We start from the raw sequence: 25,114 nt of genomic DNA, 5'->3' as shown, positions 1-25,114 counted from the left end.
CGCCCCCGATGTGGGGGATGCGGCAGCGACCTCGGGGAACAAGCGTGCCGGGCGTTTCGAAAAGTTCTGCGAGAAGCCCACGATAGGGTGAAGTCACGCCGTGTCGCTGACGGCTCACTCCCGGTGCGTAATTCTTTCGGGGTCCCGAGCTTGTCTTCCCTGGGGGTCCCACCACCATGAACGGCTCCACCTTCCGCATGCCCGCACGGCGTCTGACCATCGCCGCGGTGGCCACCGCCCTGGCCGCCGGTCCCGCGGCGCTGGCGGGCGCCGGTTCCGCCGGCGCGACCGAGGACCACGGCCACGCGAGCGCTTTCGTGCTGCGCACGGGGCTCGATGTGTCCCTGCTCAACAAGACCGTGAACATCCCGCTCACGGTCTCCCTCAACGACGTGCAGGCGCCGAGCAGCGCTCGGCGAACCGCGCTGTCGGTCCGGCTGGAGGGTGTCGACGACGGGCGCACCTTCGACGTGGTGCGGGCGGATGCCGCCACGGCGAAGGCGACGGTGTCTGCGACGGGTGCCGAGGCCTCCACGAGCCTCACCCACGCCAGGGTCCATGTTCCCGGGCTGCCGATGCTGTCCCTGATCGAGGTGGACGGCGTCACGTCGAAGGCGGTGTGCGAGCCCGGGAAGAAGCCGGTCGCCACGGCGAACCTCCTGGGCGCGGTGACCGTGCTCGGGCGGAAGGTCACGGTGTCGGCGGGCGGGCCGACGCAGGTGAAGGTGCCGGGCGTCGGGGAGGTGCGGCTGGAGGTGTCGCCCACGCGGACGACCTCGCGGACCGCGGCGGCGTCCGCGTTGCGGCTGACGGTGTCCGTGAACCCGCTGAACCTGAACGTGGCCGAGGTGAAGGGGACGGTGACGCTGGGGGGTGCGACGTGTGAGGCGCCGACGTCCGCGCCGGTCGCGTCCGCCGCGCCGGTGACGTCTTCCACGCCCGGGACGGCCGGGGATGTGAAGCCCCAGGGGGCGCACGCGAAGGCCGACCTCGCGGAGACCGGGGGGAGCTCCGCGACGCCGTACGTCGTGGGCGGGGCCATCGCGTTGTTGGTGGTCGGCGGGGGAGCGGTGAGCCTGGCGCGCCGTCGCCGGGGCTGACACCCCGGAGCGGGGCGGTGACCCACTCACCGCCCCGCCAGCGTCACCGCCCGGTCCAGCGCCTGCAGGAAGCGGTTCACCGTCACCCGGTCCCGTACCGCGAGCCGCAGCCACTCCTCGCCCAGCCCCGGGAACGTGTCCCCGCGCCGCACTGCGAACCCGAGGTCTCGCAGGTGGCGGCGCACGGCCGCCGCCCGCTCCAGGCGGACCAGCACGAACGGCCCCTCCGCCGGCTCGGCCACATACAGCCCGTCGGGCCCGAACTCGCGTAGCCCCGCCACCAGATGCGCCCGGTCCGTCGCGGCCCGGTGTGCCGCATGTGCCGCCTCCGCCAGCGCCCGTGGCGACACACAGGCCTCAGCGGCCGCGAGCGCGGGTGTGGACACCGGCCACAGGGGCTGCGCCCGCTCCAACTCGACGATCGTCTCGGGGGCGGCCAGGACGTATCCGATACGCAGGCCCGCCAGCCCCCAGGTCTTGGTGAGGCTGCGCAGGACGACGAGACCGGGCACGTCGGTCCGGCCCGCCAGCGTCTCCCGTTCCCCCGGCACCGCGTCCATGAAGGCCTCGTCGACCACCAACGTCCGGCCGGGGCGGGCGAGTTCGGTGATCACGGCCGCCGGGTGCAGCACCGACGTGGGGTTCGTCGGGTTGCCGATCACCACCAGGTCCGCATCGTCGGCGACCAGCGCCGGGTCCAGCCGGAAGCCGTCCGACTGCCGCAGCAGGACCCTGTCCACCGGGTACCCGGCATCCCGCAGCGCCGCCTCCGGCTCGGTGAACTGCGGGTGGACCACGACCACATGACGGGTCTTCAGGGCCCGCGCGAGCAGCACGAAGGCCTCGGCCGCGCCCGCCGTGAGCAGCACGTGCTCGGTCGGCAGCCCGTGCCGCGCCGCCACCGCCGCCCGTGCCGCCCGCCCGTCGGGGTACGCCGCGAGCCCGCCCAACGAGGCGGCGATCACCTCGCGCAGCCACACCGGGGGAGTGTCCGCGCGCACGTTCACCGCGAGGTCGGTCAGTGCCGCCCCGCCGTCACGGACCTCGGCGTCCCCGTGGTGCCGCAGGTCGTGCGCTCCCTCGTGTTCAGTGCGCATGGGAGTGTGCGTGCCCGCCGTGGTGGTGGTGACCGTGACCGTGGTGGTGGCCGTCGTCGTCCGGGTGGAAGTGCGGCTGCTGCGGCAGACCCACCTTGTCCTCGAAGCCCGGCAGCGCGATCCGGTACACGCACGAGTCGCAGTTCATCCGCAGATCGCCCCTCACCGCCTCCTCGTACCGCTCCATCACCAGGTCGAGCAGCTCCGGCTCCGGACCGATGACATCCGCCTGCCGCACCTCGATCTCCGGGTGCGCCGCCGCCCAGCCCTCGGCCTGCTGCCGCACCCGGTCCGGCAGGATGCCCGTGAAGAGGAAGTAGGGCAGGACGACGATCCGTCTCGCGCCCAGCCTCGCGCACCGGTCCAGACCGCTCGGCACGTCCGGCGCCGCCAGCGACACGAACGCCGTCTCCACGCCTGCGTACCCGCGTCCCTCCCAAAGCAACCGGGCCGCCTTGTACACCTCGGCGTTGGCGTCCGGGTCCGTCGAGCCGCGCCCGACCAGCAGCACGGTGACATCGGCCCGGTCGAAGGGCATGCGGCCCGTGCCCCCGAGCGCCTCGTCCAGGCGCCGCTCCAGGACCGACAGCAGCGCCGGATGCGGGCCCAGCGGGCGCCCGTACGTGTAAGCGATCCCCGGGTGGCGCTCCTTCTCCCGGGCCAGCGCCGCCGGGATGTCCCCCTTGGCGTGCCCGGCGGACACCAGCATCAGCGGCACCGCGGCGAAACGGCGTACCCCCCGCTGCACCAGCTCGGACACCGCCTCGCCCAGCGGTGGCGACGACAGCTCGATGAAGCCGCCCGCGACGGGCACTTCGGGGTGGCGGCGCCCCAGCTCCCGGACGAAGTCGCGGAACGCCTCGGCTCCGGCCTCGTCCCGGGTGCCATGGCCGGCGATGAGCAGGGCGGGCGGCGGGGGGGTCACGGGGTCTCCTTCGAAGTGGGGTGGTACAGCAGGGCGTTGAGCGCGGCGGCGGCGACCGCCGAACCGCCCTTCTCGGACACGTTGCTCACGGCGGGCAGTCCGCTCTCGCGCAGCGCGGCCTTGGACTCGGCCGCGCCGACGAAACCGACGGGCAGCCCGATCACGAGCGCGGGGGAGGCCTCCAGTTTCAGCAGTTCCTCCAGGGCGGTCGGGGCACAGCCGATCACCCAGAGCGCCCCGGGGCCGACGTCCTCGTACGCGAGGCGGATCGCGTGCGCCGAACGCGTCAGCCCCCGCCCCGACTCGGCGTCCTTGAGTCGGCAGACCGTCTCGTGCCGGGTGATTCCGGCGGCCACCATCTCGACGTCCACGACCACCGGCGCCCCGTCGTGCAGCGCGGCGTGCGCCTTCTCGAGCTCGCCCTCGTCCATGACGAGATCGCCCGCGTAGTCGAGGTCGGCGGCGGAGTGGACGACCCGTTCCACCACCGCCCGGGTCAGCGGCGGGAAGTGCGAGGTGTCCAGGCGGGCGCGCAGCCGCCGGAAGGACTCCTGCTCGATCGGGTGCACCACACGGTTCACCGGGTCTCCTCCTGCCAGCGGTAGCCGCGCGGCGTCACCATGCGCCCCGCGATCTGACGGGTCGCCGTGTTGCCCACGGTCACGACCGTCATCATGTCGACCGTCGCCGCATCGAGCGAGACCAGTGTCGTCACACGACTGGACTCGTCCGGCCGCGACGCGTTCCGTACGACACCGACCGGCGTCGTCGGCGCCCGGTGCCCGGCGAGGATCGCGAGCGCCTTGGGCAGCTGCCAGTCCCGGCCCCGGCTGCGCGGGTTGTAGAAGGTCACGACGAGGTCCGCCTCGGCCGCGGCCCGCACCCGCCGCTCGATGACCTCCCAGGGCGTGTGCAGGTCGGAGAGGCTGATCGACACGTGGTCATGTCCCAGCGGAGCGCCGAGGATCGCACCCGCCGCCAGTGCGGCCGTCACGCCTGGCACCCCCACCACGTCGATGTCGTCGGACGCCTCGGCCAGCGCGGGCGACGCCATCGCGTACACGCCGGCATCCCCGCTGCCGATCAGGGCGACGGCATGTCCCTTCCGAGCCTCGGCGACCGCCGTGCGCGCCCGCTCCTCCTCGGCACCGAGCCCCGACTGAAGGATCCGGGTGCCGGGCCGCAGCAGATCGCGGATCTGGTCGACGTACTGATCCAGGCCCACCAGCACGGACGCGCGCCGCAACTCCGCCTGCGCGCGTGGTGTCAGCAGGTCCCGGGCGCCCGGCCCAAGCCCGACGACCGCGAGCCGGCCGCGGCCCGGCCGGCGTACGACCGCACAGGTCGCCATCGCGGGGCGCGCGGCCGACTTCCGCTTGGGCACCACCAGTTCACCGCCGCGCACCAGCGCGGCGGCCTCCGCGACGGACGGCGTGCCGACGGCGGCGAGCGGCGCGTCGGAGGGGTTGGGCACGTCGACCTTCGCCAACTCCTCGGCGGAGTACGTCACCACGGGCACCCCGAGCCGCTCCGCGGCCTCGACGACGCCCGGCTCGTCAGCCTTGGCGTCGACCGACGCGAGCTCGGCCAGCGACTTCACGGAGAGCCCGGCGTCCCGCAGCGCGGCCTCGATCAGTGTGAGGATCTCGTCGACGGGCGCGCCCCTGGAGGCGCCGACACCGACGACGAGAGACGGCGGACGCAGCACGACCTCCCGCTCGGCCGGTTCGACGACGGCATCGGTGACGCGGATCGTGTACGAGCCCTCGTCGGTGACGCGCAACGGCGGCAGCGGCCAGCTCACCTCCGCCTTCAGGGCGACCGGCTCCCCGTCCAGCAGCGCCCGCGAGACCCCGGCGACATCGCCCTCCACCGGGAACCCGAGGGTGTCGAGGCCCGGCAGGCCCACGGAATCCGTCGCGGTCGTCACCACCGGCCGCGCTCCCAGCAACTCGGCCACCTCACAGGCGAGTTCGTTGGCCCCGCCCGCATGACCGCCCAGGAGCGACACGGCGAAGTGCCCGCCCTCGTCGACGCACACCACTCCCGGGTCGGACGTCTTGTCACCCAGCAGCGGGGCGACCAGCCGCACGACGGCACCGGTCGCCAGGAAGCACACGAGCTGTTCGCACTCCGCGAAGGCGGCCCGCACGGCGTCCCCGACGGGCCCGTCGTACACCCGCGTGCGGTCCTGCCACGCCGCGGCCAGCCGGTCCCGCGCAGCCGCCCCCGCCGCGGTGGCGGAAATGAGGCCGATCACTGAGCAACTCCTTCGGTACGCGCCGGAGGCCGCGTGCCCCACAGCAGGAAGACAGGGTTGGTCGCCGCCAGCCGGGTCACATCGCCCGGCAGCGGCGCGAGCCGCGAGGACTGCAGCAGTACGCCGTCGCAGGAGAACCCGGCCGCGACGAGCGCCTGCCGGACGGCCGGTACACGGTCCAGGGCGGCCATGGCGACCACCACCGCCCGCCGGGCCCGCGCCGCGCACGCCGTCACGACGGCGGGCAGTTCGCCTCCGCCGCCGCCGACGAACACCGCGTCGGGGTCGGCGAGAGCCTCCAGCACGGCCGGCGCCGCCCCGTGCACGACGTGGACGTCCACGCCGTGCGCCGCCGCGTTGGCGCGGATCCGCTCCACACCGTCGGGCGTCTTCTCCACCGCGGTGACGGCGGCACCCAGCCGGGCGCACTCGACGGAGACCGACCCGGATCCCGCGCCGACGTCCCAGACCAGGTCCCCGAGCCGCGGCCCCAGCCGGGCCAGCGCCAGGGCGCGCACCTCGAACTTGGTGATCATCGAGTCGCGGTGCGCGAACGCCCCCTCGTCCAGGGCCCACCCGGACGGACCGGACGACGCCCCGGCGACCGTGCGCACGGGCCCCAGCGCCCGCGACGTATCGAGGCACAGCACCACGCTCACCGCTGTGCCCCAGTCGCGCGCCGCCGCCTCCTCGGGTGTCACCCGCTCCACGCGTTCGCGCTCCGGGTCGCCGAGCGCGCTCGCCACCACGAGGAAGCGCTCGCCGCACTCGCGTGCGAGCGCCGACCCTAGTTCGGCGGGACCGGCACCGGGCCCGGTCAGCACGGCGACCTTCGGATGCGCCCGGCACACGTTCACCGCGGTGCGCAGAGCACGCCCGTGCGCGCTCACCACGACCGCGTCGTCCCAGGGCAGCCCCACCCGCGCGAAGGCGGTGGCCACGGACGACACGCCCGGCCGCACGTCGAGGCGCTCCGGTCCGAACCGTTCGGCCAGGGCCCGGACGATCCCGAAGAACCCGGGGTCGCCCGAGGCGAGCACCACGACCCGCCGCCCCTTGTCGAGGTACCGCTCGACCGCGTCGAGCGCGGGAGCCAGCGGTCCGAGGACGATCCGCTCCGCCTCCTCCGGCAGCCGGGCGGCCTCCAGGTGCCGCCGTCCGCCGACCACGAGGTCCGCACCGGCCGTCGCGTCGGCGGGAAGCGGCACCGCCGTGCCCGTACCGACGACTGTGATCACGTGCCCGCACCCCGTGCGCGCAGGGTCTTGCGGGCCTCGGGGTCGGCCTTGCGGTAGCCGTGGAAGTGCCCGGGGTGGTACAGGTGCGAGCGCGTGCCGTGCGCGTCGAGCGCCGGACCGACCAGGAACAGCGTGTGCTTCCAGAGCTTGTGCTCCTTGACGGTCTCCTCCAGCGTGCCGATCGTGCACTTCACGACCAGCTCCTCGGGCCAGGTCGCCTGGTACGCCACCACGACCGGGGTGGTGGTCGGATAGCCGCCCTCCAGCAGCTCGCGTACGAGCTGGCCGCTGCGGGCCGCCGACAGGAAGACCGCCATGGTGGTGCCGTGCCGGGCGAACTCGCGCACCTCCTCGCCGGGTGGCATGGGCGTCTTGCCGCCGCCGAGCCGGGTCAGGACGACGGACTGCGCGACTTCGGGGATCGTCAGCTCGCGCTGCGCGAGCGCGGCCACGGCGGAGAAGGAGGAGACACCCGGCACGATCTCCGTCTCGATGCCGATCGCGGCGCACCGGTCGAGCTGCTCCTGCGTGCCGCCCCACAGGGCCGGGTCGCCGGAGTGGATACGGGCGACCTTCAGCCCTTCGGCGTGCGCCCGCTCGTACACCGCGACCACGTCCTCCAGGGACATGGTCGCCGAGTCGAGGATCTCGGCGTCCTCACGCGCGTGCTCAAGGACCTCCGCCTGCACCAGGCTGGCCGCCCAGATCACGGCATCCGCCTCGGCGATGGCGCGCGCGGCACGGAACGTCAGCAGGTCGGCGGCGCCGGGGCCGGCACCGACGAAGGTCACCTTGCCGGTGGTGGCATCGGCCATGGGAATCTTTCCTCTCCTACGAAAGTTCGAGCAGTGCGAAACGCCGGTGCGTACACGGTCGCCGGTTCTGGGTGCACGGGGATCGATTGGACAGCAAGGGCATATGGCGGTCTTCGTGGCGCTGGGCGCGTTCCTGATGACGCTGGCCGGTGGGTGGACGGCACAACGCGTGACCGACCGACGTCATCTCGTCCTCGGCCTGGCCGGCGGTCTGATGCTCGGCGTGGTCGGCCTTGACCTGCTGCCGGAGGCGCTGCGCGCGGCGGGCGGCGAGGTGTTCGGCGTACCGGCCGCGCTGCTGTTGTTCGTGGCGGGCTTCCTGCTGGCCCATCTGGTGGAGCGCCTGCTGGCCGCGCGCCGCGCCGCGCACGGCGCGGAGGAACACAACCACCGGGCGCCCGAAGTGGGCCTCACGGCGGCCGCGGCCATGGTCGGTCACAGCGCGATGGACGGCATCGCGATCGGCGCCGCGTTCCAGGTGGGCGGCGGCATGGGCGCGGCGGTCGCGGTCGCGGTCGTCGCGCACGACTTCGCGGACGGCTTCAACACCTACACGATCACGAGGCTGTACGGGAACGCGCGCCGCAAGGCGCTCACGATGCTCTTCGCCGACGCGGCGGCACCCGTGGTGGGCGCCGCGTCCACCCTGGCGTTCACGATCCCCGAGCAGTTGCTCGGCGGCTATCTCGGTCTCTTCGGCGGAGCACTCCTGTACCTGGCCGCCGCCGAGATCCTCCCGGAGGCGCACCATGTCCACCCCGCCCGCTCGACCCTGCTGTGCACGGTCGCGGGCGTGGCGTTCATCTGGCTGGTGGTGGGCCTCGCGGGCTGATCCGCCGCCGGTCACAGTTTGCCGCCGCGGGTGCCGTCGCGCCGCGCGGGCGCGATGAGGGTGGACAGGTAGGGGAGCGGACCGTCGTCGAGATCGGAGGCCGGCCGGATGGACTCCTCCGGCAGCCCGAGCGCGGATCCCCACACCGCGTCGTCGAGCCGCCCGGTCTCGCGCAGCGCCTGGGCGACCTCGTGGGCCTGCCGTCCGAACTTGTAGGCCACGACCGTGCCGGGCCCGCCGAGTGCGTCCTTGAGCACGGTGGCCCCAGCGGTGACGGGCACCAGCGTGAGCGGCTCGGTGCCCTCGGTCAGGACGGCCCCCGACCGCGCGGCGAGGTCCTGCATGGCGGTGATGCCGGGCACGGTCTCGACGACGGTCCCCGGCACGAGCTCCTGGACGGTCTGCGCGAGGTAGGTGAACGTGGAGTACACGTTGGGATCGCCGATGGTGGCGAAGGCGACGGCGGAGTACCGCTCCAGGAGCCTGGCGACACGCTCCCCGGCCGTGTCCCAGGCCGCCTCGCGCCGCGCGCGGTCGCTGCGCTCGTTGAGCGCGAACACGACGCGTGCGACCTTCTCCTCGGGCACGTAGTGCAGCACGGTCGCCTCGGCGCGTCCGCGCTCCCCGGCGTCCTGTCCGTCGGACGCACCCATGACGGGTACGACGACGACATCGGCGGCGCGCAGAGCGTTGACGCCCTTGACGGTCACCAGCTCGGGGTCGCCGGGGCCCACCCCGACTCCGATCAGCCTGCTGCTCATGACGTCCGGCACCTCTCCACGAACCGACGGGCAGCACCGGGCGCAGCGGCCCAGTGCGTGTGCAGATAACTGGCGTGCACGCCTTGTTGTGCGAAACCTTCGACGTGCCGCCGGGGGGTGCGCACCCCCCATGCGGGAGCCGCCCCCGCGCCGGGCTCGACCACGGTGCGGTGGAACTCGTGGCCGCGCATCCGTGTCCCGGCCGCGGCGAGGACGCTGTCGCTGACGGCCACGGCGTCCCGGTAGCCGAGGGTGAGCCGTTCACTCATGCGGGCATCGGCGTCGAGCACCCCGCACATCGGCTGCCCGTCCAGTTCCCGGCACAGATACAGCAGCCCGGCACACTCGGCGGCGACGGGAGCGCCGCTCAGCGCGAGCTCGCCGATGGCCTTGCGCAGCGGCTCGTTGGCGGACAGCTCGGCGGCGTACACCTCGGGGAACCCACCGCCCATCACCAACCCGCTCGTACCGTCGGGCAGGTGCTCGTCGCGCAGGGGGTCGAAGAGGACGACTTCGGCGCCGGCTGCGGCGAGCAGCTCGGCGTGCTCGGCGTAGGAGAAGGTGAAGGCCGGGCCGCCCGCGACGGCGACGACCTCACGCTCGTGCGTCGCGGTGACGGGTGGCTCCCAGGGGTCGCTCGACAGCGAACCCGCGGTGCGGGCCAGCGCGAGCAGCGCCTCCAGATCGCACCCTTCGCGCACCTGCGCCGCCATGGCCGCGACCGTATCGAGGGCCTCGGTGCGACGTTCGGCCACCGGCACCAGCCCCAGGTGACGGGAAGGCGTGTCCACCCGGGCCACCCTCCGCAGCGCTCCCAGCACGGGCACCCCGGCCGACTCCAACGCCTCCCGCAGCAGCTCCTCGTGCCGGTCCGACGCGACCTTGTTCAGGATCACGCCCCCGACCCGCACCTCCGGATCCCAGGACGCGAACCCGTGCACCAGCGCCGCCACCGACCGCGACTGTGACGAGGCGTCGACCACCAGCACCACAGGAGCCCGCAGCAGCTTGGACACATGAGCCGTGGAGGCCAGCTCACCCTCGCCCGCGGCCCCGTCGTACAGCCCCATCACACCCTCGACGACGGCGATGTCGCACCCGCGCGCACCATGCGCGAACAGCGGACCGATCAACTCCGGCCCGCACAGATACGCGTCGAGGTTGCGCCCCACACGCCCGGTGGCGAGCGCGTGGTACCCGGGGTCGATGTAGTCCGGTCCGACCTTGTGCGGGGACACTGCGAGTCCCCGACGGGCGAATGCCGCCATCAACCCCGTGGCAACGGTGGTCTTGCCGCTGCCCGAAGAAGGCGCGGCGATGACCAGCCGGGGCACCGATGTCACCACTCGATGCCCCTCTGGCCCTTCTGGCCGACGTCCATCGGATGCTTGACCTTGGACATGTCGGTGACGAGGTCGGCGAAGCCGATGAGCTTCTCGGGCGCGTTCCGGCCGGTGATCACGACATGCTGGGTGCCGGGCCGGTTGCGCAGTACGTCGATGACCTCATCGGTGTCGACCCACCCCCAGTGCAGGGGATACGCAAATTCATCGAGAACGTACAGCCTGTACGTCTCGGAGGTCAGGTCGCGCTTGACCTGCTCCCAGCCTTCGCGGGCCTTCTCCTCGTTCGTCGAGTTGTCACCCTGAATGTCGCGCTGCACCCACGACCAGCCCTCGCCCATCTTGTGCCAGTCGACGGTGCCGCCCTGCCCGGACGCTCCCAGCACCCGCAGGGCGTTCTCCTCGCCGACCTTCCACTTCGCCGACTTGACGAACTGGAACACCCCGATGGGCCAGCCCTGGTTCCAGGCGCGCAGCGCGAGCCCGAAGGCCGCGGTCGACTTGCCCTTCCCGATGCCGGTGTGCACGACGACGAGCGGGCGGTTGCGACGCTGACGGGTCGTCAGTCCGTCGTCCGGCACGACACTCGGCTGTCCCTGCGGCATTACGCGGCCCTCCACCTGCTGTTGCCCTGCACATCCCGTACGAGCCCGGCGATGCTGTCCGCGCGCAGCTCGTCCAGCGTCACCGCCATACCGCCCAGGTCCTCGGCGAGCTGCCCGGCGAGCCCCAGCCGCACCGACCCCGACTCGCAGTCCACGACGACCGACGCGACGTTCTCGGCGGCGAACAACCGTGCCGCACGACCGGCGAGCGCGACCGGCTCGGGGCCGCCGGTGGCCCGCCCGTCCGTGACCACCACGACCAGCGCCCGCCGCGCGGGATCCCGCAGCCGCTCGACCCGCAGCACGTCATGGGCCTTCAGCAGCCCGGCGGCCAACGGCGTCCTGCCTCCCGTCGGCAGCGACTCCAGCCGCGCCGCCGCAGCGTCCACCGACGAGGTCGGCGGCAGCGCGACGTCGGCCGCCGAGCCCCGGAAGGTCACCAGCCCCACCTTGTCCCGCCGCTGGTAGGCGTCGAGCAGCAGCGACAGCACGGCGCCCTTCACCGCGCTCATCCGCTGCCGCGCCGCCATGGACCCGGAGGCGTCGACCACGAACAGCACGAGGTTCCCCTCGCGCCCCTCCCGCGTCGCCTGCCGCAGGTCGCCCCGGCGCACCACGAGCCCGGGGCCCGACCGCCCGCGCGCCCGCTGGTGCGGCGCCGCGGCGTGCACGGTCGCCGCCAGGTGCAGCTTGGTGAGCGCCCCCCGGGGCCGCCGCGCGCCGGTGGTGCGCCCGTGCTCGGTGCACGCCCGGGACCGCCGCCCCGCCGCGCCGTCACCGAGTCCCGGAACGGTCAGCGCCTTCGTGCGAAAGGGTGCGGAGGCCCGTACGGCCTGCTGCTCCCCGGCGCCGGAGGTACCCGGCTCTCCGCTCTCCCCGGCATCGGGCCGCGCGGCGGTGTCGCCGCCCTGCGGGGCGTCGTCCGGCGACGGCTGTCCGCCACCGCCACCCGGCCCGTCGGGACCCGGGTCGTCGTCCTGCGAGCCGCCGAACTGCTCCAGAGTCTCGTCGAGCTTGTCCTCGTCGAGCCCCGGGGCGTCGAAGGGATTGCGCCGCCGGCGGTGCGGCAGGGCGAGCAGCGCGGCCTGCCGCACGTCCTCGGCGAGCACATCGGTCCGCCCCGCCCAGGCGGCCAGCGCGGTGGCCGTGCGCGCCATCACGATGTCGGCGCGCATGCCGTCCACCTCGAAGGCGGCGCAGGTCGCCGCGATCTGCCGGAGCGCCCCGTCCCCGAGCCGCACCGACGGCAGCAGCTTCCGTGCGGCCACGATCCGAGCCCTTACGGCGGCCTCCTCCTCGGCCCAGCGCGCCGCGAAGCCCTCGGGGTCGTCGTCGTAGGCCAGCCGCCGCCGTACGACCTCCACGCGCTGGTCCGGCTCGCGCGAGGCGGACACCTCGACGGTCAGTCCGAACCGGTCGAGCAGCTGCGGCCGCAGCTCGCCCTCCTCGGGGTTCATGGTGCCGACGAGCAGGAAACGGGCGGCATGCCGTACGGAGACACCCTCGCGTTCCACGTACGAGGCGCCCATCGCGGCGGCGTCGAGGAGCAGGTCCACCAGGTGGTCGTGGAGGAGATTGACCTCGTCGACGTACAGGATCCCGCGGTGCGCGTCGGCCAGCAGCCCCGGCTCGAAGGCCTTCACGCCCTCGGCCAGCGCCCGTTCGATGTCGAGCGCGCCGACGAGCCGGTCCTCGGAGGCGCCGACCGGCAGCTCCACCATGCGGGCGGGCCGCTGAGTGGCCGTGCCCGTCTCGTGCGGGCCGTCCGGGCAGTTGGGGTCCGGTGCCGCGGGGTCGCAGGAGAAACGGCACCCGGCGACCACGTCCACCGCCGGCAGCAGCGCCGAAAGGGCGCGCACGGCCGTGGACTTGGCGGTGCCCTTCTCGCCGCGCACCAGCACACCGCCGACCGCGGGCGAGACCGCGTTCAGCAGCAGAGCGAGCCGCAGGTCGTCCTGGCCGACGACGGCCGTGAACGGAAACGGAGTACTCACTTCTCGTCGCCCTCCAGGTCGCCCTCGAGTTCCAGGTACGTGGCGCGCAGCCGTTCCAGCGTGTCCGCGTCCGGCTCGGCCCACAGGCCACGGTCGGCGGCCTCCAGCAGCCGCTCGGTGATGCCCCGTAGCGCCCAGGGGTTGGACTTCCTCATGAAGTCCCGGTTCTCGGCGTCGAAGACATACTCCGCGCTGAGCTTCTCGTACATCCAGTCGTCGACGACCCCGGCCGTGGCGTCGTACCCGAAGAGGTAGTCGACGGTCGCCGCCATCTCGAAGGCGCCCTTGTAGCCGTGCCGACGCATCGCCGCCATCCAGCGCGGGTTGACCACGCGGGCGCGGAAGACCCGGTGGGTCTCCTCGCCGAGGGTGCGGGTCCTCACCTGGTCGGGGACGGCGGAGTCGCCGACGTACGCCTCGGGGCTGGCGCCCGTCAGGTGCCGCACCATGGCGACCATCCCGCCGTGGTACTGGAAGTAGTCGTCGGCGTCGACGAGGTCGTGCTCGCGGGTGTCGACGTTCTTCGCGGCGACGGCGATCCGCCGGAACGCGGTCTCCATGTCCCCGCGCGCCGCCCGGCCGTCGAGTCCGCGCCCGTAGGCGTAGCCGCCCCACACCGCGTACACCTCGGCCAGGTCGGCGTCGCTGCGCCAGTTCCGGGCGTCGATCAGCGGCAGCAGACCGGCGCCGTACGCGCCCGGCTTGGAGCCGAAGATACGGGCGGTCGCGCGCCGCCGGTCGCCGTGCCCGGCGGTGTCCTCGTCGGCGTGGGCGCGCACGAAGTTCCGTTCGGCGGGCTCGTCCAGTTCGGCGACGGCGCGTACGGCGTCGTCGATGAGCCCCACGACGTGTGGGAACGCGTCGCGGAAGAAGCCGGAGATACGGACGGTGACATCGATGCGGGGGCGGCCGAGCTCGGCGAGGGGCACGATCTCGAAGCCGGTCACGCGGCGCGAGGCGTCGTCCCAGACCGGGCGGCAGCCGAGCAGCGCGAGGATCTCGGCGATGTCGTCGCCCTGGGTACGCATGGCGGACGTGCCCCAGACGGTGAGGCCGACGGACTCTGGGTACTCGCCGGTGTCGCTCAGATACCGCGCGACCAGTGAGTCGGCGAGCGACTGCCCGACCTCCCAGCTCAGCCGGGACGGGATGGCCTTGGGGTCGACCGAGTAGAAATTGCGGCCGGTGGGCAGGACGTTGACCAGACCACGGGTCGGGGAGCCGGACGGGCCCGCCGGGACGTAACCGCCGTTCAGCGCCTTGAGGATGTGGCCGATCTCGTCCGTCGTGCGGGCCAGTCGGGGAACGACCTCGGTGCAGGCGAACTCCAGCACGCCGACGGCGGCGGGCAGTTCGGTGCCGAGGACGTCACGGACGAGAGCGGCGCTCCCGGGTGCGGCCCAGTCGAGGGATTCCATCCCCTCCGCGAGCCGCCGGCACAGCTGCTCCAGCAGGTCGATCGCGTCGGCGGCCGTACGGGCGGGTCCGTCCACGAGGTCCGTCAGCTCGACGGGAACCTTGACGGGCGCGCCCGGTTCGGCCAGCAGCTCCTTCTCCACCAGCCCGAAGTGCTCGGCCAGCGAGGCCCGCAGGCCCGGCAGCGCGTTCGCCTGCCCGCCCCACACCTGCGAGGCGCGCAGCACGGCGAGAACGAGGTTCACGCGCGGCTCGCCGACCGGGCCACCGCCCAGGATGTGCAGACCGTCCCGGATCTGCACGTCCTTGATCTCGCACAGATAGCCGTCGATGTGCATGACGAACCCGTCGAACTCGTCGTCGTCCGGCTGCTCGTTCACGTGCAGGTCGTGGTGGAGCTCGGCGGCCTTGACCAGCGTCCAGATCTGGGCCCGCACGGCGGGTGCCTTGGCCGGGTCCAGGTCGGAGACGAGGGCATACTCGTCGAGGAGCTGCTCCAGCTTGGCGAGGTCGCCGTAGGTGTCGGCGCGCGCCATGGGCGGTACGAGGTGATCGACGACGGTGGCGTGCCCGCGCCGCTTGGCCTGGGTGCCCTCGCCCGGGTCGTTGACGATGAACGGGTAGATCAGGGGGAGTTCGCCGAGGACGGCGTCCGGGGCGCAGCCCCGGCTCAGACCGAGCCCCTTGCCCGGCAGCCACTCCATCGTGCCGTGCTTGCCCATGTGGACGATCGCGTCGGCGCCGAAGCTGTTGTCCAGCCAGCGGTAGGCCGCCATGTAGTGGTGGGACGGCGGCATGTCGGGGTCATGGTAGATCGCGATCGGGTTCTCGCCGAAGCCGCGCGGCGGCTGGATCATCACGACGACGTTGCCGAACCGCAGCGACGCCAGCACGATGTCGTCGCCGTCGACGTACAGCGAGCCCGGCGGCTCGCCCCACGCCTCGAGCATCGCCTCGCGCAGCTCCTGGTCCAGCTTGTCGAACCACACCCGGTAGTCGGCGAGCGGCACGCGCGCGGGTGCGGCGGCCAACTGCTCCTCCGTGAGCCACTCGACGTCGTGGCCGCCGGCCTCGATGAGGCGGTGGATCAGCTCGTCGCCGCCCGCCGGGTACTCGGTGAGGGAGTAGCCCGCGTCCCGCAGCGCGTCCAGCACCCGTACCGCCGACGCGGGCGTGTCGAGACCGACCGCGTTACCGACGCGCGAGTGCTTGGTCGGGTAGGCGGTGAAGACCAGCGCGATCTTCTTCTCGGCGTTGTCCTTGTGCTTCAACCGCACGTGCCGTACGGCGATCCCGGCGACGCGCGCGGCCCGCTCGGGGTCGGCCACGTACACCGGCACGTCGTCCGGTCCCCGCTCCTTGAAGGAGAAGGGGACCGTGACGAGACGGCCGTCGAACTCGGGGATCGCGACCTGCATCGCCGCGTCCATGGGGGACAGGGCGGCGTCGGACTCGTCCCAGGCGGCGCGCGACGATGTGAGGCAAAGCCCTTGCAGTACAGGGATGTCGAGGTCGGCGAGCGCCCCGATGTCCCAGGACTCCTCGTCCCCTCCTGCCGACGCCTGCGAGGCGTGCATGCCGCCGGCGGCGAGGACGGTGGCGACGAGGGCGTCGGCCTTCGACAACAGCGCGTACAGCCGCGCGTCGGCACCGCGCAGGGAGCCGCAGTACACCGGAAGGGCGTTGGCGCCCCGTGCCTCGATCGCGTCGCACAGCGTGTCCACGAAGGCGGTGTTGCCACTGAGTTCGTGGGCGCGGTAGAAGAGCACGCCCACGGTGGGGCGGCCCTCCACGTATGCGCGCTCCCCGTGGACGCCGTACTCGGGCATCTTCTGCGGCTCGACGAACCCCTCGCCGGTCAGCAGCACGGTGTCCGACAGGAAGCGGGCCAGTTCCGTGAGGTTGGCGGGCCCGCCCTCGACGAGGTACCGCAGTGCCTCGGCGACCACGCCCGCGGGCACGGAGGACTCCGCCATCAACTCGGCGTCGGGGACGGCCTCGCCACCGAGCAGCACGGTCGGGATGTCGGACGCCTTGAGGGCGGCGAGCCCGTCCTCCCAGGCCCGTTTGCCGCCCAGCAGCCGTACGACGGCGATGTCCGCGCCCTCGATCAGGCCCGGAAGCTCCTCGGCGACGTCCACGCGGGTCGGGTTGCCGATCCGGTAGGGCGCGCCGGAGGCACGGGCCGCCAGCAGATCGGTGTCGGCGGTCGACAACAACAACACTGTGCTCATGCGGGCGCTCCCGGTGGAATGAAGGGCAGTCCTTGCGGCGCGCCCGACTCGATGAGCCGCCACAGCGCGTCTGTGTCCGCGTGCTGTTCGATCAGGTCGCCGAGCCGGTCGAGCTGTTCCTCGCGCAGCGCGGCGAACGAGGTGTCGGGCGCCGGCACGAAGCGGCGGCCCGCGGCGGTCGCCACCTCGCGCAGGAAGGCCCGCCGGAACCCGTCCGACTCCAGCGAGCCGTGCCAGTGGGTGCCCCAGGTCTGGCCGACACGGCAGCCGTCCAGGCCATGTCCTTCGTCATCGGACATGAACGCCTCGCCGCCGAGGACTTCGGCGACCCCGTGGTGGATCTCATAGCCCTCGACCCGCTCGCCGAGGGCTTGCCCCACCGGCCGGGTGAGGGTCTTCTCGTGGGCGAACCGCACCCCCACGGGCAGCACCCCCAGCCCGTCCACCCGGCCCCTGCGGCTCTCGACCTCGTCCTCGATGTGCTCACCGAGGATCTGGAAGCCACCGCAGACGCCGAGGACCGGCCGCCCTTCGGCGGCTCTCCCGACGATCGCCTCTGCCAGCCTTCGCTCCCGTAGCCACTCCAGGGCTCGGACCGTGCCCCGGGTCCCCGGAATGACGACGAGGTCGGCGTCGGCCAGCTCCTCGGGCCGGTCCACGAACCGCACGACGACGCCCGGTTCGGCGGCCAGGGCGTCCACGTCGGTGAAGTTGGACATCAGCGGGACCGCACAGACGGCGACCCGCAGGACGTCCTCGCCGACGGGCGGTGCGACGACGGACTCCCGGACGGTTCCCCGCAGGGACACCCGCAGCCCGTCCTCCTCGTCGATCCCGAGCCCGTGTCGGAAGGGCAGCACGCCGTACGTCCGCCGACCGGTGAGCCCGTGCAGCATGTCAAGCCCCGGCTCCAGGAGGGACACGTCCCCCCGGAACTTGTTGACGAGGAACCCGGCGACGAGCTCCTGGTCCTCGGGGGAGAGCAGGGCCACGGTCCCGAAGAAGGACGCGAACACGCCTCCGCGGTCGATGTCGCCCACGACGAGCACGGGCAGCCGCGCGCCCCGCGCGATCCCCATGTTCACGATGTCGGTCCGCCGCAGGTTGATCTCGGCCGGACTGCCGGCCCCCTCACAGATCACCGCGTCATACCTGCCCCGCAACTCGGCGAGACAGTCGAGGACCGTTCCCAGGAGCCGCTGCTGCCGCCCGCCGTGGTAGCCGCGGGCGCTGAGCTCGCCGACCGGCTTCCCCAACAGCACGACCTGACTGCTCTGCTCGCCCCCGGGCTTGAGCAGGACGGGGTTCATCAGCGCGGTCGGCTCGACGCGGCACGCCTGCGCCTGCATGGCCTGGGCGCGCCCTATCTCCGCACCCTCGCGCGTGACGAAGGAGTTGAGGGACATGTTCTGTGCCTTGAAGGGGGCGACCTTGACGCCCTGCCGCACCAGCCAGCGGCAGATTCCCGCGGTGACGACGCTCTTGCCGGCGTCGGAGGTGGTGCCGGCGACAAGGAGACCGCCGTTCATGAGGTACGTCCCTTCGCGAGAAACCTTCGGGTGAACAGCCGCCCGGCGACGGTGACGCCGAGCGCGAGCGTGGTCACCCGACGGGAGAGCCGCACGGCCCGCTCGATGTCCTGGACGTGGACCGCGCGCCCTTCGCCGTTCAGCACCGGCCGGTGCTCGACCCGCCCCCCGTACGAGAGCGTCCCGCCCAGCCGCACCCCGAGAGCCCCGGCGAACGAGGCTTCCACGGGCCCGGCGTTGGGGCTCGGGTGCTGGGCGGCGTCCGCACGCCAGGCACGCACGGCTCCCCGCGGATGCGGACCCGACGCCGCCGCGAGGGCGGCGGTCAGCCGTGCCCCCGGCCAGCCCGCGAGGTCGTCGAGCCGGGCGGAGGCCCACCCGTACCGCCGGTACCGGGGTGACTTGTGGCCGACCATGGCGTCGAGTGTGTTGACGGCCCGGAAGCCGACGAGCCCGGGCACACCGCCCACGGCCCCCCACACCAGCGCTCCCACCACGGCGTCCGAGGTGTTCTCGGCGACCGACTCGACGACGGCCCGCGCGATCCCGTCGGCGTCGAGCGCCCGGGGATCCCGTCCGCACAGGTGGGGCAGCCGCGCGCGGGCGGCCTCGACGTCTCCGGCTTCGAGGGCGCGCCCGACAGTCCTGGCCTCCCGGGCGAGCGAAGTGCCCCCGACCACCGACCAGGTGGCGGCCGCGGTCAGGGCGACGGACGCGGTACGGGACGGACGTACGGCGGAGGCGGCGAGCGCCGCGAGGGACACGGCACCGCCCACGCACACGGCGGTGTGCAGGGCGCCCCACCCGCGGTGGTCCCGCCACAGCACCCGCTCGACGGCGCCCGCGGCCCGCCCGAACGCGGCGACCGGATGCCCGCGGCGCGGATCGCCGAGCAGGTGGTCACCGAGGAGGCCGGCGGCGGCGCCGTACGCGAAGACGCGATCGGCACCCATCGGCTCAGCCGACCGCGGGGTCAGGCAGGGCCCGGTTACTGAACCTCAATCGGCAGCCGCACATGGCGATATGTCCTCACTCAGGGTGTCCACGCCCTGGTTCGACGAGACCGGCGGCGAGAGTTCCTGGCTCCCGGGGAGTTCTTCCCCGGTGACAGTGGCGGGACCGCGCCGGACTCTCACCGGCTTCCTCTCCTGCCGCCGTACTGGCCCCGGCAGTCCACCACGCCCCCGGAACACCCGTCAACTTGCTCTTGACCTGCGAAGCTGCGGTGTGCTGAGCCCCACACCGCTGAAATATCGTCAGCCGTCCGAATCGGCGCTATCTGCGCTCTTTCCGGGCCGGGAACCTGGGAAGACTACGGAACGGCAGTACGAACGAAAACGGCATGACGAACGAGAGCGCCGACGAGCGGCATTGGGTGATTCGTTGCGGGGAGACGAACCTGGTGTGGCCGGCCTCTGTTGCCTGCGGCAGCGGTGGGACACGGCGCTCGGGAGCGTCGCGGTGAGGACGCCGGGTCGGTGCGCTGACTGGTGAGACGGAGGTCGGTGTGGTCGACAGGGCGGCGTCGGCGCGTGTGTGGCGGAAGAGCAGTTACTCGGGAGGTGACGACACCGACTGTGTGGAAGTGGCCGTCGAGGGGGCGCACATTCTGGTGCGTGACTCGAAACGGCGCACCGGCCCGGTGCTCGTCTTTCGCCGTACCGCATGGTGTGGTTTGCTGGCTGGATTCGAGGACCCGGCAGCGGACGGTTTCTGAAGGTCCGTCCAGAGGACGGGAGGGACCCATGGGGGACAGGGCCAGGGAAGTGTCGGTGCGTACGGGAGGTTCTTACACTCCCCGAACCGCAGTGGCGGCGGCGGCCCCGCTGGCGCTCTTCTCCTTGACCACGGGGGTGTTCGCGGTGGGCGTGGGTGCGCTCGCCGCGCTGCTCGTGCCGGGATCCACGGCACGAGCCCTCGTCTGGTTGGTGGTGACGATCGTCGCGGCGACGTGCGCCGGACTGTGGTGGGGCCTCACCCCGGTCACGGAGCGTCTCCGCGTTCTCGACCGGGCTGCGGCGACGGTTCGTCCGCGGGGCTCGGGGACCCACTGATCTCCGGGGTGCGCGGCTCTCCCGAGCGGCCGCGCAGGGCCCGGCCTGCGCTCGCCGCGAGGGCGGTGACGGCGGCCGCGCCGAGCGCTCCCAGCACGGCCGTGGTCAGGGGGGACAGGGCGCCCGACCCGGTGCTGGGCGCCACCCGGGCGGACACGGCGATGCTGCACAGCAGGACGCTGCCGCATGCCGTGCCCAACAGCAGACGGGTCGTCGGCGTCCGTGTTCCGTCCTCCCCCTGGGAGTTGTCCGCCTCACCGTCCACCACGTGCTGTGCCTGGTCCGGGGCGTCGGGCCCCGGAGCGGATCCGGGCGGGTCGCCCGCCGACACGAAACGGAGCGCGCGCAACTGCCTGCACCACTCAAGGAACCCGAGGACCGCCATAGGTCTCCCTCCCCGTTGTTTGCCCGGGCCGTCCTTCCCGGGCCTCAGCTGTTGTCGAGACTCTCCTTGACCGCGTCGATCAGTTCGATCATCCGGTCACCCTCGTACGCCTTGTTGCTGATGTCCTCGAAGCACTCCTGATAGCGCGCCGTGAGGCCGAGGTCGTCACGGTTGGCCACGCTGCCGGTGGCGCCCTCGAGGTAGAGCAGGTCGTCGCCATCCGTGAAGCCCAGCAGGGTGAAGGACGCCCCCATGCTGAAGTGCGCGCCGGCCGTGAACGGCAGTACGCGCATGGTGACTCTGGGATGGCGGGACATCGTCTTGAGGTGTTCCAGCTGCCGCCGCATCACGCCCGGGCCACCGATGACCCGCCGGACGACCGCCTCGTCCAGCACGATGCTCACGTCCGGCCCGTGCTCCCCGTCGAAGATGCGCTCCTGCCGGGTGGCGCGCAACTCCGCCGACCGACGGGCCAGTTCTCCGTTCTCGCGCGGCGCGAGCTGGGCCATCGTGTAGTCCTCGATCTGCAGCAGCGAGTAGACGACGGACGGGTGGTAGAAGCGGATCGAGGTCGCGGCGCTCTCGTAGCCGAGGTACTGGGCGAACTGAGGCCGCACCATGTCGCTGTAGGGCGCCCACCAGGAAGGCCCCTTGGAGCCGCGGGCGGCCTCCTCGAGCTCGGCCACCAGGCCGGGTTCGGTGACGTTGTACAGCTGGAGCAGTGCGCGCAGATCCGTCACGCTGAGGCTGACCGTCCCGGCCTCGAGCCGGATCAGCTTGGACAGGGACCACTCCAGCGCGTCGGCGGCCTCTCGCTGAGTGAGACCGGCTTCCTCGCGGGCCTTGCGCAACTCGATACGGAGCCTGCGTCGGTTCAGGCTCGGATCGATGTCCCTGGCCATGTCGCTCCTTGCTACACGTCGTCTTCGACTGGTCGGGCGGCCGACGTCGAGCAGCAACTCACCCATTAGACTAGGTGAGTTGGGCGAGAGCGGCCAGACCACTTGCTGTCTGACACATGTCTTTTCGACGTGGTCGCGATGCGGTGTAGAACGTAGCAAACCGGCATATATCCAACAAAAAATCAGGCCCTGCAGTGATGTTCACTGCGGGGCCTGATGCGAGCGCCCGAGCGGGCGGATGAGCCGTGTGCGGTCAGGACACGATCAGAAAGATCCCGTACCCCACTGCCGCCGTGCACGCCGCGAAGCAGGCGTACGCGCCGGTGGCCGCCAGCGCGGCCGTGCCGCCCCGGGCCGATTCCTTCTTCGTGAGGCCCACCACGCCGAGGGTGAACAGGCCCACCAGGGCCACGGTGACCACGAGGCTGATGCCGAAGACGGAGCCGAGGGCTGCCCAGTCGATGTTCATGTGGCGTGCTTCCTTATACCGTCGCGGTGCGGGTCGGCTCCGACGCGGGGCCGGAGTTCTGGGCCGGGATGGTGGCCGTGAGGCCGGTGGTGGCGTCCGTCGCGGCGTGGGCCGTCGCGACCGGGCCCGCCGGCGGCGGGATCACCGCGGCGATCGCCGTTGTGACGACGCCGGCGGCCTCCGTCTCGACGTCGTTGACGTTGTCCACCGTGACCGGCTTGCGGCGGGACAGGTTCCAGATGACGCCGGCTCCGGCGACGAGCAGGACACCGGTGGCCACCGTGCCCCACGTGCCCTGCTTGGTGAGGAGTTCGGCACCCGCGCCGACCAGGCCGGCGGCCGGCAGCGTCAGACCCCAGGCGGCGAACATCCGCGTGGCGGTGGACCAGCGGACCACTCCGCCCTTGCGACCGAGGCCCGCGCCCATGACGGCACCGGAGCAGACCTGGGTGGTGGAGAGCGAGAAGCCGATGTGCGAGGAGGCGAGGATCGCGGTCGCCGCGCTGGTCTGGGCGGCGAAGCCCTGCTGCGGCGCCAGGTCCGTGAGGCCCTTGCCGAGGGTGCGGATGATGCGCCAGCCGCCGAGGTAGGTGCCGAGCGCGATGGCCAGGCCGGCCGAGACGATCACCCAGGTGGGAGGGTTCGAACCGGGGGCGATGACACCGCCGGTGACGAGTGCAAGCGTGATGATGCCCATCGTCTTCTGGGCGTCGTTCGTACCGTGTGCCAGAGAGACCAGGCCCGCCGAGGCGATCGACCCGGCACGGTACCCCTTCGCGGTCGCCTTCCCGTCGGCGCGGCTGCCGATGAGGTACGACAGGCGCGTTGCGAGCATCGAGGCAAGTCCGGCCACGATCGGTGCGGCGACCGCGGGGATCAGGACCTTGGTGACGATCGTCGAGCCGTTCACCGCCGACCAGCCGGCCGAGGAGACCGCGGCGCCGATCAGACCGCCGAAGAGAGCGTGGGACGAGCTGGAGGGCAGACCGAGAAGCCAGGTCAGCAGGTTCCAGAGGATGGCGCCCACCAGGGCCGCGAAGATCACTTCGACGCGTATGCCCTGTTCGTTGATGATGCCGCCGGAGATCGTCTTGGCGACCTCCACCGAGAGGAAGGCGCCGACGAGGTTCAGCGTGGCGGACATCGCCACCGCCGTCTTGGGCCTCAGGGCGCCGGTCGAGATGGTCGTCGCCATCGCGTTGGCTGTGTCGTGGAAACCGTTCGTGAAATCGAACACGAGAGCGGTGACGATCACGATTCCAAGGAGGAGCGTGATGTGTTCCATTTACCCAGGCTTCTGTGGGAGGTCAGTGGCTGTTGGACCGTAGGCAACCTGAGTGAACGGAAGATGAACTGAGGCGGTCGTAGGGGTGTAGTCGTCAGGGCGCCGCCACTCCGTTTGCGGCGGGGTGGCGGCGGTCGCGCTTCGAACGAAGGCGGAATTCCAGGCTCCGGAAGCCTTGGTCGGATCCTGGCTGGCGCGTCGCGAATCTCTTCAGCTGGGCCATGGACCCATTGAAGAGATTTTGGTCACCCTGCAGGCCCCCGCTGTTGTCGTACTGCCAGAACGTCCAGAACGTCCAGAACGACCAGCCCGCGGGCAGCGTCCCGGCGTCCGCCGATTCGTGGCGCGCTGTCCACAGGGCGTGGTTCGAGGCGAAGGCGCTGCTGCCGCCGGTGCAGGTGTTCCACCAGTGGGCGGTCGTGTAGATCACCGGACGGCGGCTCGTCTCGCGCTTGACCTCGTCGCTGAACGAACTGATCCAGCCGGCCATCCCGGCCTCGCTCAGGCCGTAGCACCTGCGCTTCTTGTCGTAGGGGTTGTACTCGATGTCGAGCGCGGGCGGCAGTGTCCAGCCGTCCGCCGGGCGCCGCCGTTGCGCACGAAGTACGCGGCCTGTGCGGCTCCGGACGACTTGTCGGGCAGGGCGAAGTGGTACGCGCCGCGGACGATGCCGGCGTTGCGGGCGCCGCTGTACTGCCCGTTGAAGTAGGGGTTGCGGTAGGTGGTGGACTCGGTCGCCTTGATGTAGGCGAACCTGGCGCCTTTCGCCTTGGCGTCGGCCCAGTCGACGTTCTTCTGGTGCGAGGAGACGTCCTGTCCCCTGGGCCTGCCCGCCGCCGAGACCGTGGTCCCGGCGAGAACGGTTCCCCCAGGGTGAGTGCCGTCACGGGTGACGCGACCGCGATGATGCGGGCATGACGACGGGACGGTTTGCGATCACGGGCCATGTTTTCCCCCGGAATGGCGACGTGCACGACAAATCGACCAGAGGCTACTGGAAGATCTACGAAAGCCGGTCGATCACCGGCCAATCCCCTTTCGAAGGTGATGTATCCGTATATACGCCCTTACAGACGCATGGCTTCCGCCCTACAGTGCGCCGGGTCACCTGCGGGCCGGCCCCTGCCTGGCAGGATCGCGGCATGGCTGAGCAGGGACGCGACGGACGGGACGCACGGGAGGACGCACAGGGTGGACGGGGCCGAGGAGCACCCGACCCGGGGGACGCGGTGGCGAGGGCGTGGGGCGAGCTCGTCGAGACGGCCCGCCGGACCGTCGCCGACGGTCTGGTCGTCGGCACGTCCGGCAACGTCTCCGTGCGTGTCGGCGACACCGTGCTGGTCACGCCCACGGGAGTGCCGTACGAGCGGCTGACGCCGGGTGACGCGACCGGGGTCGACCTCGACGGCCGGCAGGTGCTCGGCTCGCTGCGGCCGACGAGCGAACTGCCGATGCACCTGGCGGTCTACCGGGCGACCGGGGCGCGCGCGGTCGTCCACACGCACGCCGTGCACGCGACGGCGGTCTCCACACTGGTACGGGAGCTGCCGCTGATCCACTACATGACCGCCGCGCTCGGCGGTGCGGTTCGGGTCGCCCCTTATGCGACCTACGGCACCCCGGAGTTGGCCGAGAACATGCTCGGCGCCCTGACGGACCGCACCGCATGCCTCCTCCAGAACCACGGCACGATCGCCCACGGATCGTCGCTGACCGAGGCGTACGACCGCACGGCGCAGCTGGAGTGGATGTGCCGGGTGTGGCTGACGGCATCGTCGGTGCCGGGTCTGTCGCCGACGCTGCTCACCCCGGAGCAGGTCGCGGAGGTGGGGGAGCGGTTGCGGGGGTACGGGCAGCGCCGGCCGTAGCG

Annotated in this window: 22 protein-coding genes, 1 pseudogene and 1 riboswitch; of the genes and pseudogenes, 4 read left to right on the top strand and 19 right to left on the bottom strand. The window is 72.3% G+C overall.

Features of this window, described 5'->3' with window-relative positions; genetic code table 11:
• Positions 1–176: 176 nt before the first annotated feature.
• Complete coding sequence (locus ACZ3TS_RS16240) at positions 177–1,100, top strand: SCO1860 family LAETG-anchored protein (protein WP_467618188.1); 924 nt, start codon at positions 177–179, stop codon at positions 1,098–1,100.
• Positions 1,101–1,126: 26 nt separating this feature from the next.
• Here ACZ3TS_RS16240 and cobC read toward each other — a convergent pair whose 3' ends face one another.
• The 6 genes from cobC to cobM are packed head-to-tail and all read right to left on the bottom strand — an operon-like array spanning position 1,127 to position 7,435.
• Positions 1,127–2,197 carry an Rv2231c family pyridoxal phosphate-dependent protein CobC gene (gene cobC / locus ACZ3TS_RS16235; protein ID WP_467618186.1) on the bottom strand — a complete coding sequence of 357 codons (1,071 nt, stop codon included), beginning with the start codon at positions 2,195–2,197 and terminating at the stop codon, positions 1,127–1,129.
• Positions 2,187–3,122: a sirohydrochlorin chelatase gene (locus ACZ3TS_RS16230; RefSeq protein ID WP_467618184.1), complete on the bottom strand. Its 936-nt coding sequence runs from the start codon at positions 3,120–3,122 to the stop codon at positions 2,187–2,189. Before ACZ3TS_RS16230 ends, cobC begins: the two co-directional genes overlap by 11 nt.
• Entirely contained in the window at positions 3,119–3,703 is a 585-nt protein-coding gene (locus ACZ3TS_RS16225; RefSeq protein ID WP_467618182.1) for a precorrin-8X methylmutase, read from the bottom strand. The genes ACZ3TS_RS16230 and ACZ3TS_RS16225 overlap by 4 nt, the downstream gene beginning before the upstream one ends.
• Positions 3,700–5,382 (bottom strand): precorrin-3B C(17)-methyltransferase, encoded by a 1,683-nt coding sequence (gene cobJ / locus ACZ3TS_RS16220; RefSeq protein WP_467618179.1) that lies wholly within the window; start codon positions 5,380–5,382, stop codon positions 3,700–3,702. Before cobJ ends, ACZ3TS_RS16225 begins: the two co-directional genes overlap by 4 nt.
• Entirely contained in the window at positions 5,379–6,620 is a 1,242-nt protein-coding gene (gene cbiE, locus ACZ3TS_RS16215; RefSeq protein WP_467618177.1) for a precorrin-6y C5,15-methyltransferase (decarboxylating) subunit CbiE, read from the bottom strand. Before cbiE ends, cobJ begins: the two co-directional genes overlap by 4 nt.
• The gene (gene cobM, locus ACZ3TS_RS16210) at positions 6,617–7,435 is read right to left on the bottom strand and encodes a precorrin-4 C(11)-methyltransferase (protein ID WP_467618174.1); all 819 of its coding nucleotides are present in this window, start codon (positions 7,433–7,435) and stop codon (positions 6,617–6,619) included. Before cobM ends, cbiE begins: the two co-directional genes overlap by 4 nt.
• A gap of 103 nt (positions 7,436–7,538) precedes the next feature.
• Here cobM and ACZ3TS_RS16205 point away from each other — a divergent pair, with 103 nt between their 5' ends.
• Positions 7,539–8,267 (top strand): ZIP family metal transporter, encoded by a 729-nt coding sequence (locus ACZ3TS_RS16205; RefSeq protein WP_467618172.1) that lies wholly within the window; start codon positions 7,539–7,541, stop codon positions 8,265–8,267.
• A gap of 11 nt (positions 8,268–8,278) precedes the next feature.
• Here the strand turns inward: ACZ3TS_RS16205 and cobI are convergent, their stop codons facing one another.
• From cobI to ACZ3TS_RS16170, 7 genes are read right to left on the bottom strand one after another with little or no spacing between them, the layout of a single operon-like run.
• Positions 8,279–9,028 carry a precorrin-2 C(20)-methyltransferase gene (gene cobI / locus ACZ3TS_RS16200; protein WP_467618170.1) on the bottom strand — a complete coding sequence of 250 codons (750 nt, stop codon included), beginning with the start codon at positions 9,026–9,028 and terminating at the stop codon, positions 8,279–8,281.
• On the bottom strand, positions 9,025–10,374 hold the full coding sequence (locus ACZ3TS_RS16195) for a cobyrinate a,c-diamide synthase (protein ID WP_467618167.1): 1,350 nt from the start codon (positions 10,372–10,374) through the stop codon (positions 9,025–9,027). The genes cobI and ACZ3TS_RS16195 overlap by 4 nt, the downstream gene beginning before the upstream one ends.
• Positions 10,368–10,976, bottom strand: a complete 609-nt coding sequence (gene cobO, locus ACZ3TS_RS16190) for a cob(I)yrinic acid a,c-diamide adenosyltransferase (protein ID WP_467618166.1) — start codon at positions 10,974–10,976, stop codon at positions 10,368–10,370. The genes ACZ3TS_RS16195 and cobO overlap by 7 nt, the downstream gene beginning before the upstream one ends.
• Positions 10,976–12,970, bottom strand: coding sequence for a putative cobaltochelatase (locus ACZ3TS_RS16185; RefSeq protein ID WP_467618164.1), 1,995 nt, complete (start codon positions 12,968–12,970; stop codon positions 10,976–10,978). Before ACZ3TS_RS16185 ends, cobO begins: the two co-directional genes overlap by 1 nt.
• Complete coding sequence (gene cobN, locus ACZ3TS_RS16180; protein ID WP_467618163.1) at positions 12,967–16,620, bottom strand: cobaltochelatase subunit CobN; 3,654 nt, start codon at positions 16,618–16,620, stop codon at positions 12,967–12,969. Before cobN ends, ACZ3TS_RS16185 begins: the two co-directional genes overlap by 4 nt.
• The gene (locus ACZ3TS_RS16175; protein WP_467618161.1) at positions 16,617–18,149 is read right to left on the bottom strand and encodes a cobyric acid synthase; all 1,533 of its coding nucleotides are present in this window, start codon (positions 18,147–18,149) and stop codon (positions 16,617–16,619) included. Before ACZ3TS_RS16175 ends, cobN begins: the two co-directional genes overlap by 4 nt.
• Positions 18,146–19,102 carry a cobalamin biosynthesis protein gene (locus ACZ3TS_RS16170; RefSeq protein WP_467618160.1) on the bottom strand — a complete coding sequence of 319 codons (957 nt, stop codon included), beginning with the start codon at positions 19,100–19,102 and terminating at the stop codon, positions 18,146–18,148. Before ACZ3TS_RS16170 ends, ACZ3TS_RS16175 begins: the two co-directional genes overlap by 4 nt.
• 98 nt (positions 19,103–19,200) lie before the next feature.
• Positions 19,201–19,320, bottom strand: a riboswitch (cobalamin riboswitch).
• A gap of 336 nt (positions 19,321–19,656) precedes the next feature.
• Here ACZ3TS_RS16170 and ACZ3TS_RS16165 point away from each other — a divergent pair.
• Positions 19,657–19,866, top strand: a complete 210-nt coding sequence (locus ACZ3TS_RS16165; RefSeq protein WP_467618158.1) for a DUF397 domain-containing protein — start codon at positions 19,657–19,659, stop codon at positions 19,864–19,866.
• A 72-nt stretch (positions 19,867–19,938) separates the two neighbouring features.
• Here ACZ3TS_RS16165 and ACZ3TS_RS16160 read toward each other — a convergent pair whose 3' ends face one another.
• The 6 genes and pseudogenes from ACZ3TS_RS16160 to ACZ3TS_RS16135 form a co-directional block, all read right to left on the bottom strand.
• A complete protein-coding gene (locus tag ACZ3TS_RS16160) occupies positions 19,939–20,136 on the bottom strand; it encodes a hypothetical protein (RefSeq protein ID WP_467618157.1) in 198 nt (65 codons plus the stop codon).
• Positions 20,133–20,588 (bottom strand): hypothetical protein, encoded by a 456-nt coding sequence (locus tag ACZ3TS_RS16155; protein WP_467618155.1) that lies wholly within the window; start codon positions 20,586–20,588, stop codon positions 20,133–20,135. The genes ACZ3TS_RS16160 and ACZ3TS_RS16155 overlap by 4 nt, the downstream gene beginning before the upstream one ends.
• A 44-nt stretch (positions 20,589–20,632) precedes the next feature.
• Entirely contained in the window at positions 20,633–21,490 is an 858-nt protein-coding gene (locus ACZ3TS_RS16150; protein ID WP_467618154.1) for a helix-turn-helix domain-containing protein, read from the bottom strand.
• 253 nt (positions 21,491–21,743) lie between these two features.
• Positions 21,744–21,959 carry a hypothetical protein gene (locus tag ACZ3TS_RS16145; RefSeq protein WP_467618152.1) on the bottom strand — a complete coding sequence of 72 codons (216 nt, stop codon included), beginning with the start codon at positions 21,957–21,959 and terminating at the stop codon, positions 21,744–21,746.
• A gap of 13 nt (positions 21,960–21,972) precedes the next feature.
• Positions 21,973–23,244, bottom strand: coding sequence for an inorganic phosphate transporter (locus tag ACZ3TS_RS16140; RefSeq protein WP_467618149.1), 1,272 nt, complete (start codon positions 23,242–23,244; stop codon positions 21,973–21,975).
• A 199-nt stretch (positions 23,245–23,443) separates the two neighbouring features.
• A pseudogene (locus ACZ3TS_RS16135) lies at positions 23,444–24,191 on the bottom strand (lysozyme); the annotation flags it as partial.
• Between the two features lie 195 nt (positions 24,192–24,386).
• Between ACZ3TS_RS16135 and ACZ3TS_RS16130 the strand changes: the two are divergent.
• Positions 24,387–25,112 carry a class II aldolase/adducin family protein gene (locus ACZ3TS_RS16130; protein WP_467618147.1) on the top strand — a complete coding sequence of 242 codons (726 nt, stop codon included), beginning with the start codon at positions 24,387–24,389 and terminating at the stop codon, positions 25,110–25,112.
• The last annotated feature ends 2 nt before the right edge of the window (positions 25,113–25,114 follow it).

This window comes from Streptomyces sp. NPDC022910 (assembly GCF_055561075.1).
This window is presented reverse-complemented; position numbering and strand designations above follow the sequence as displayed.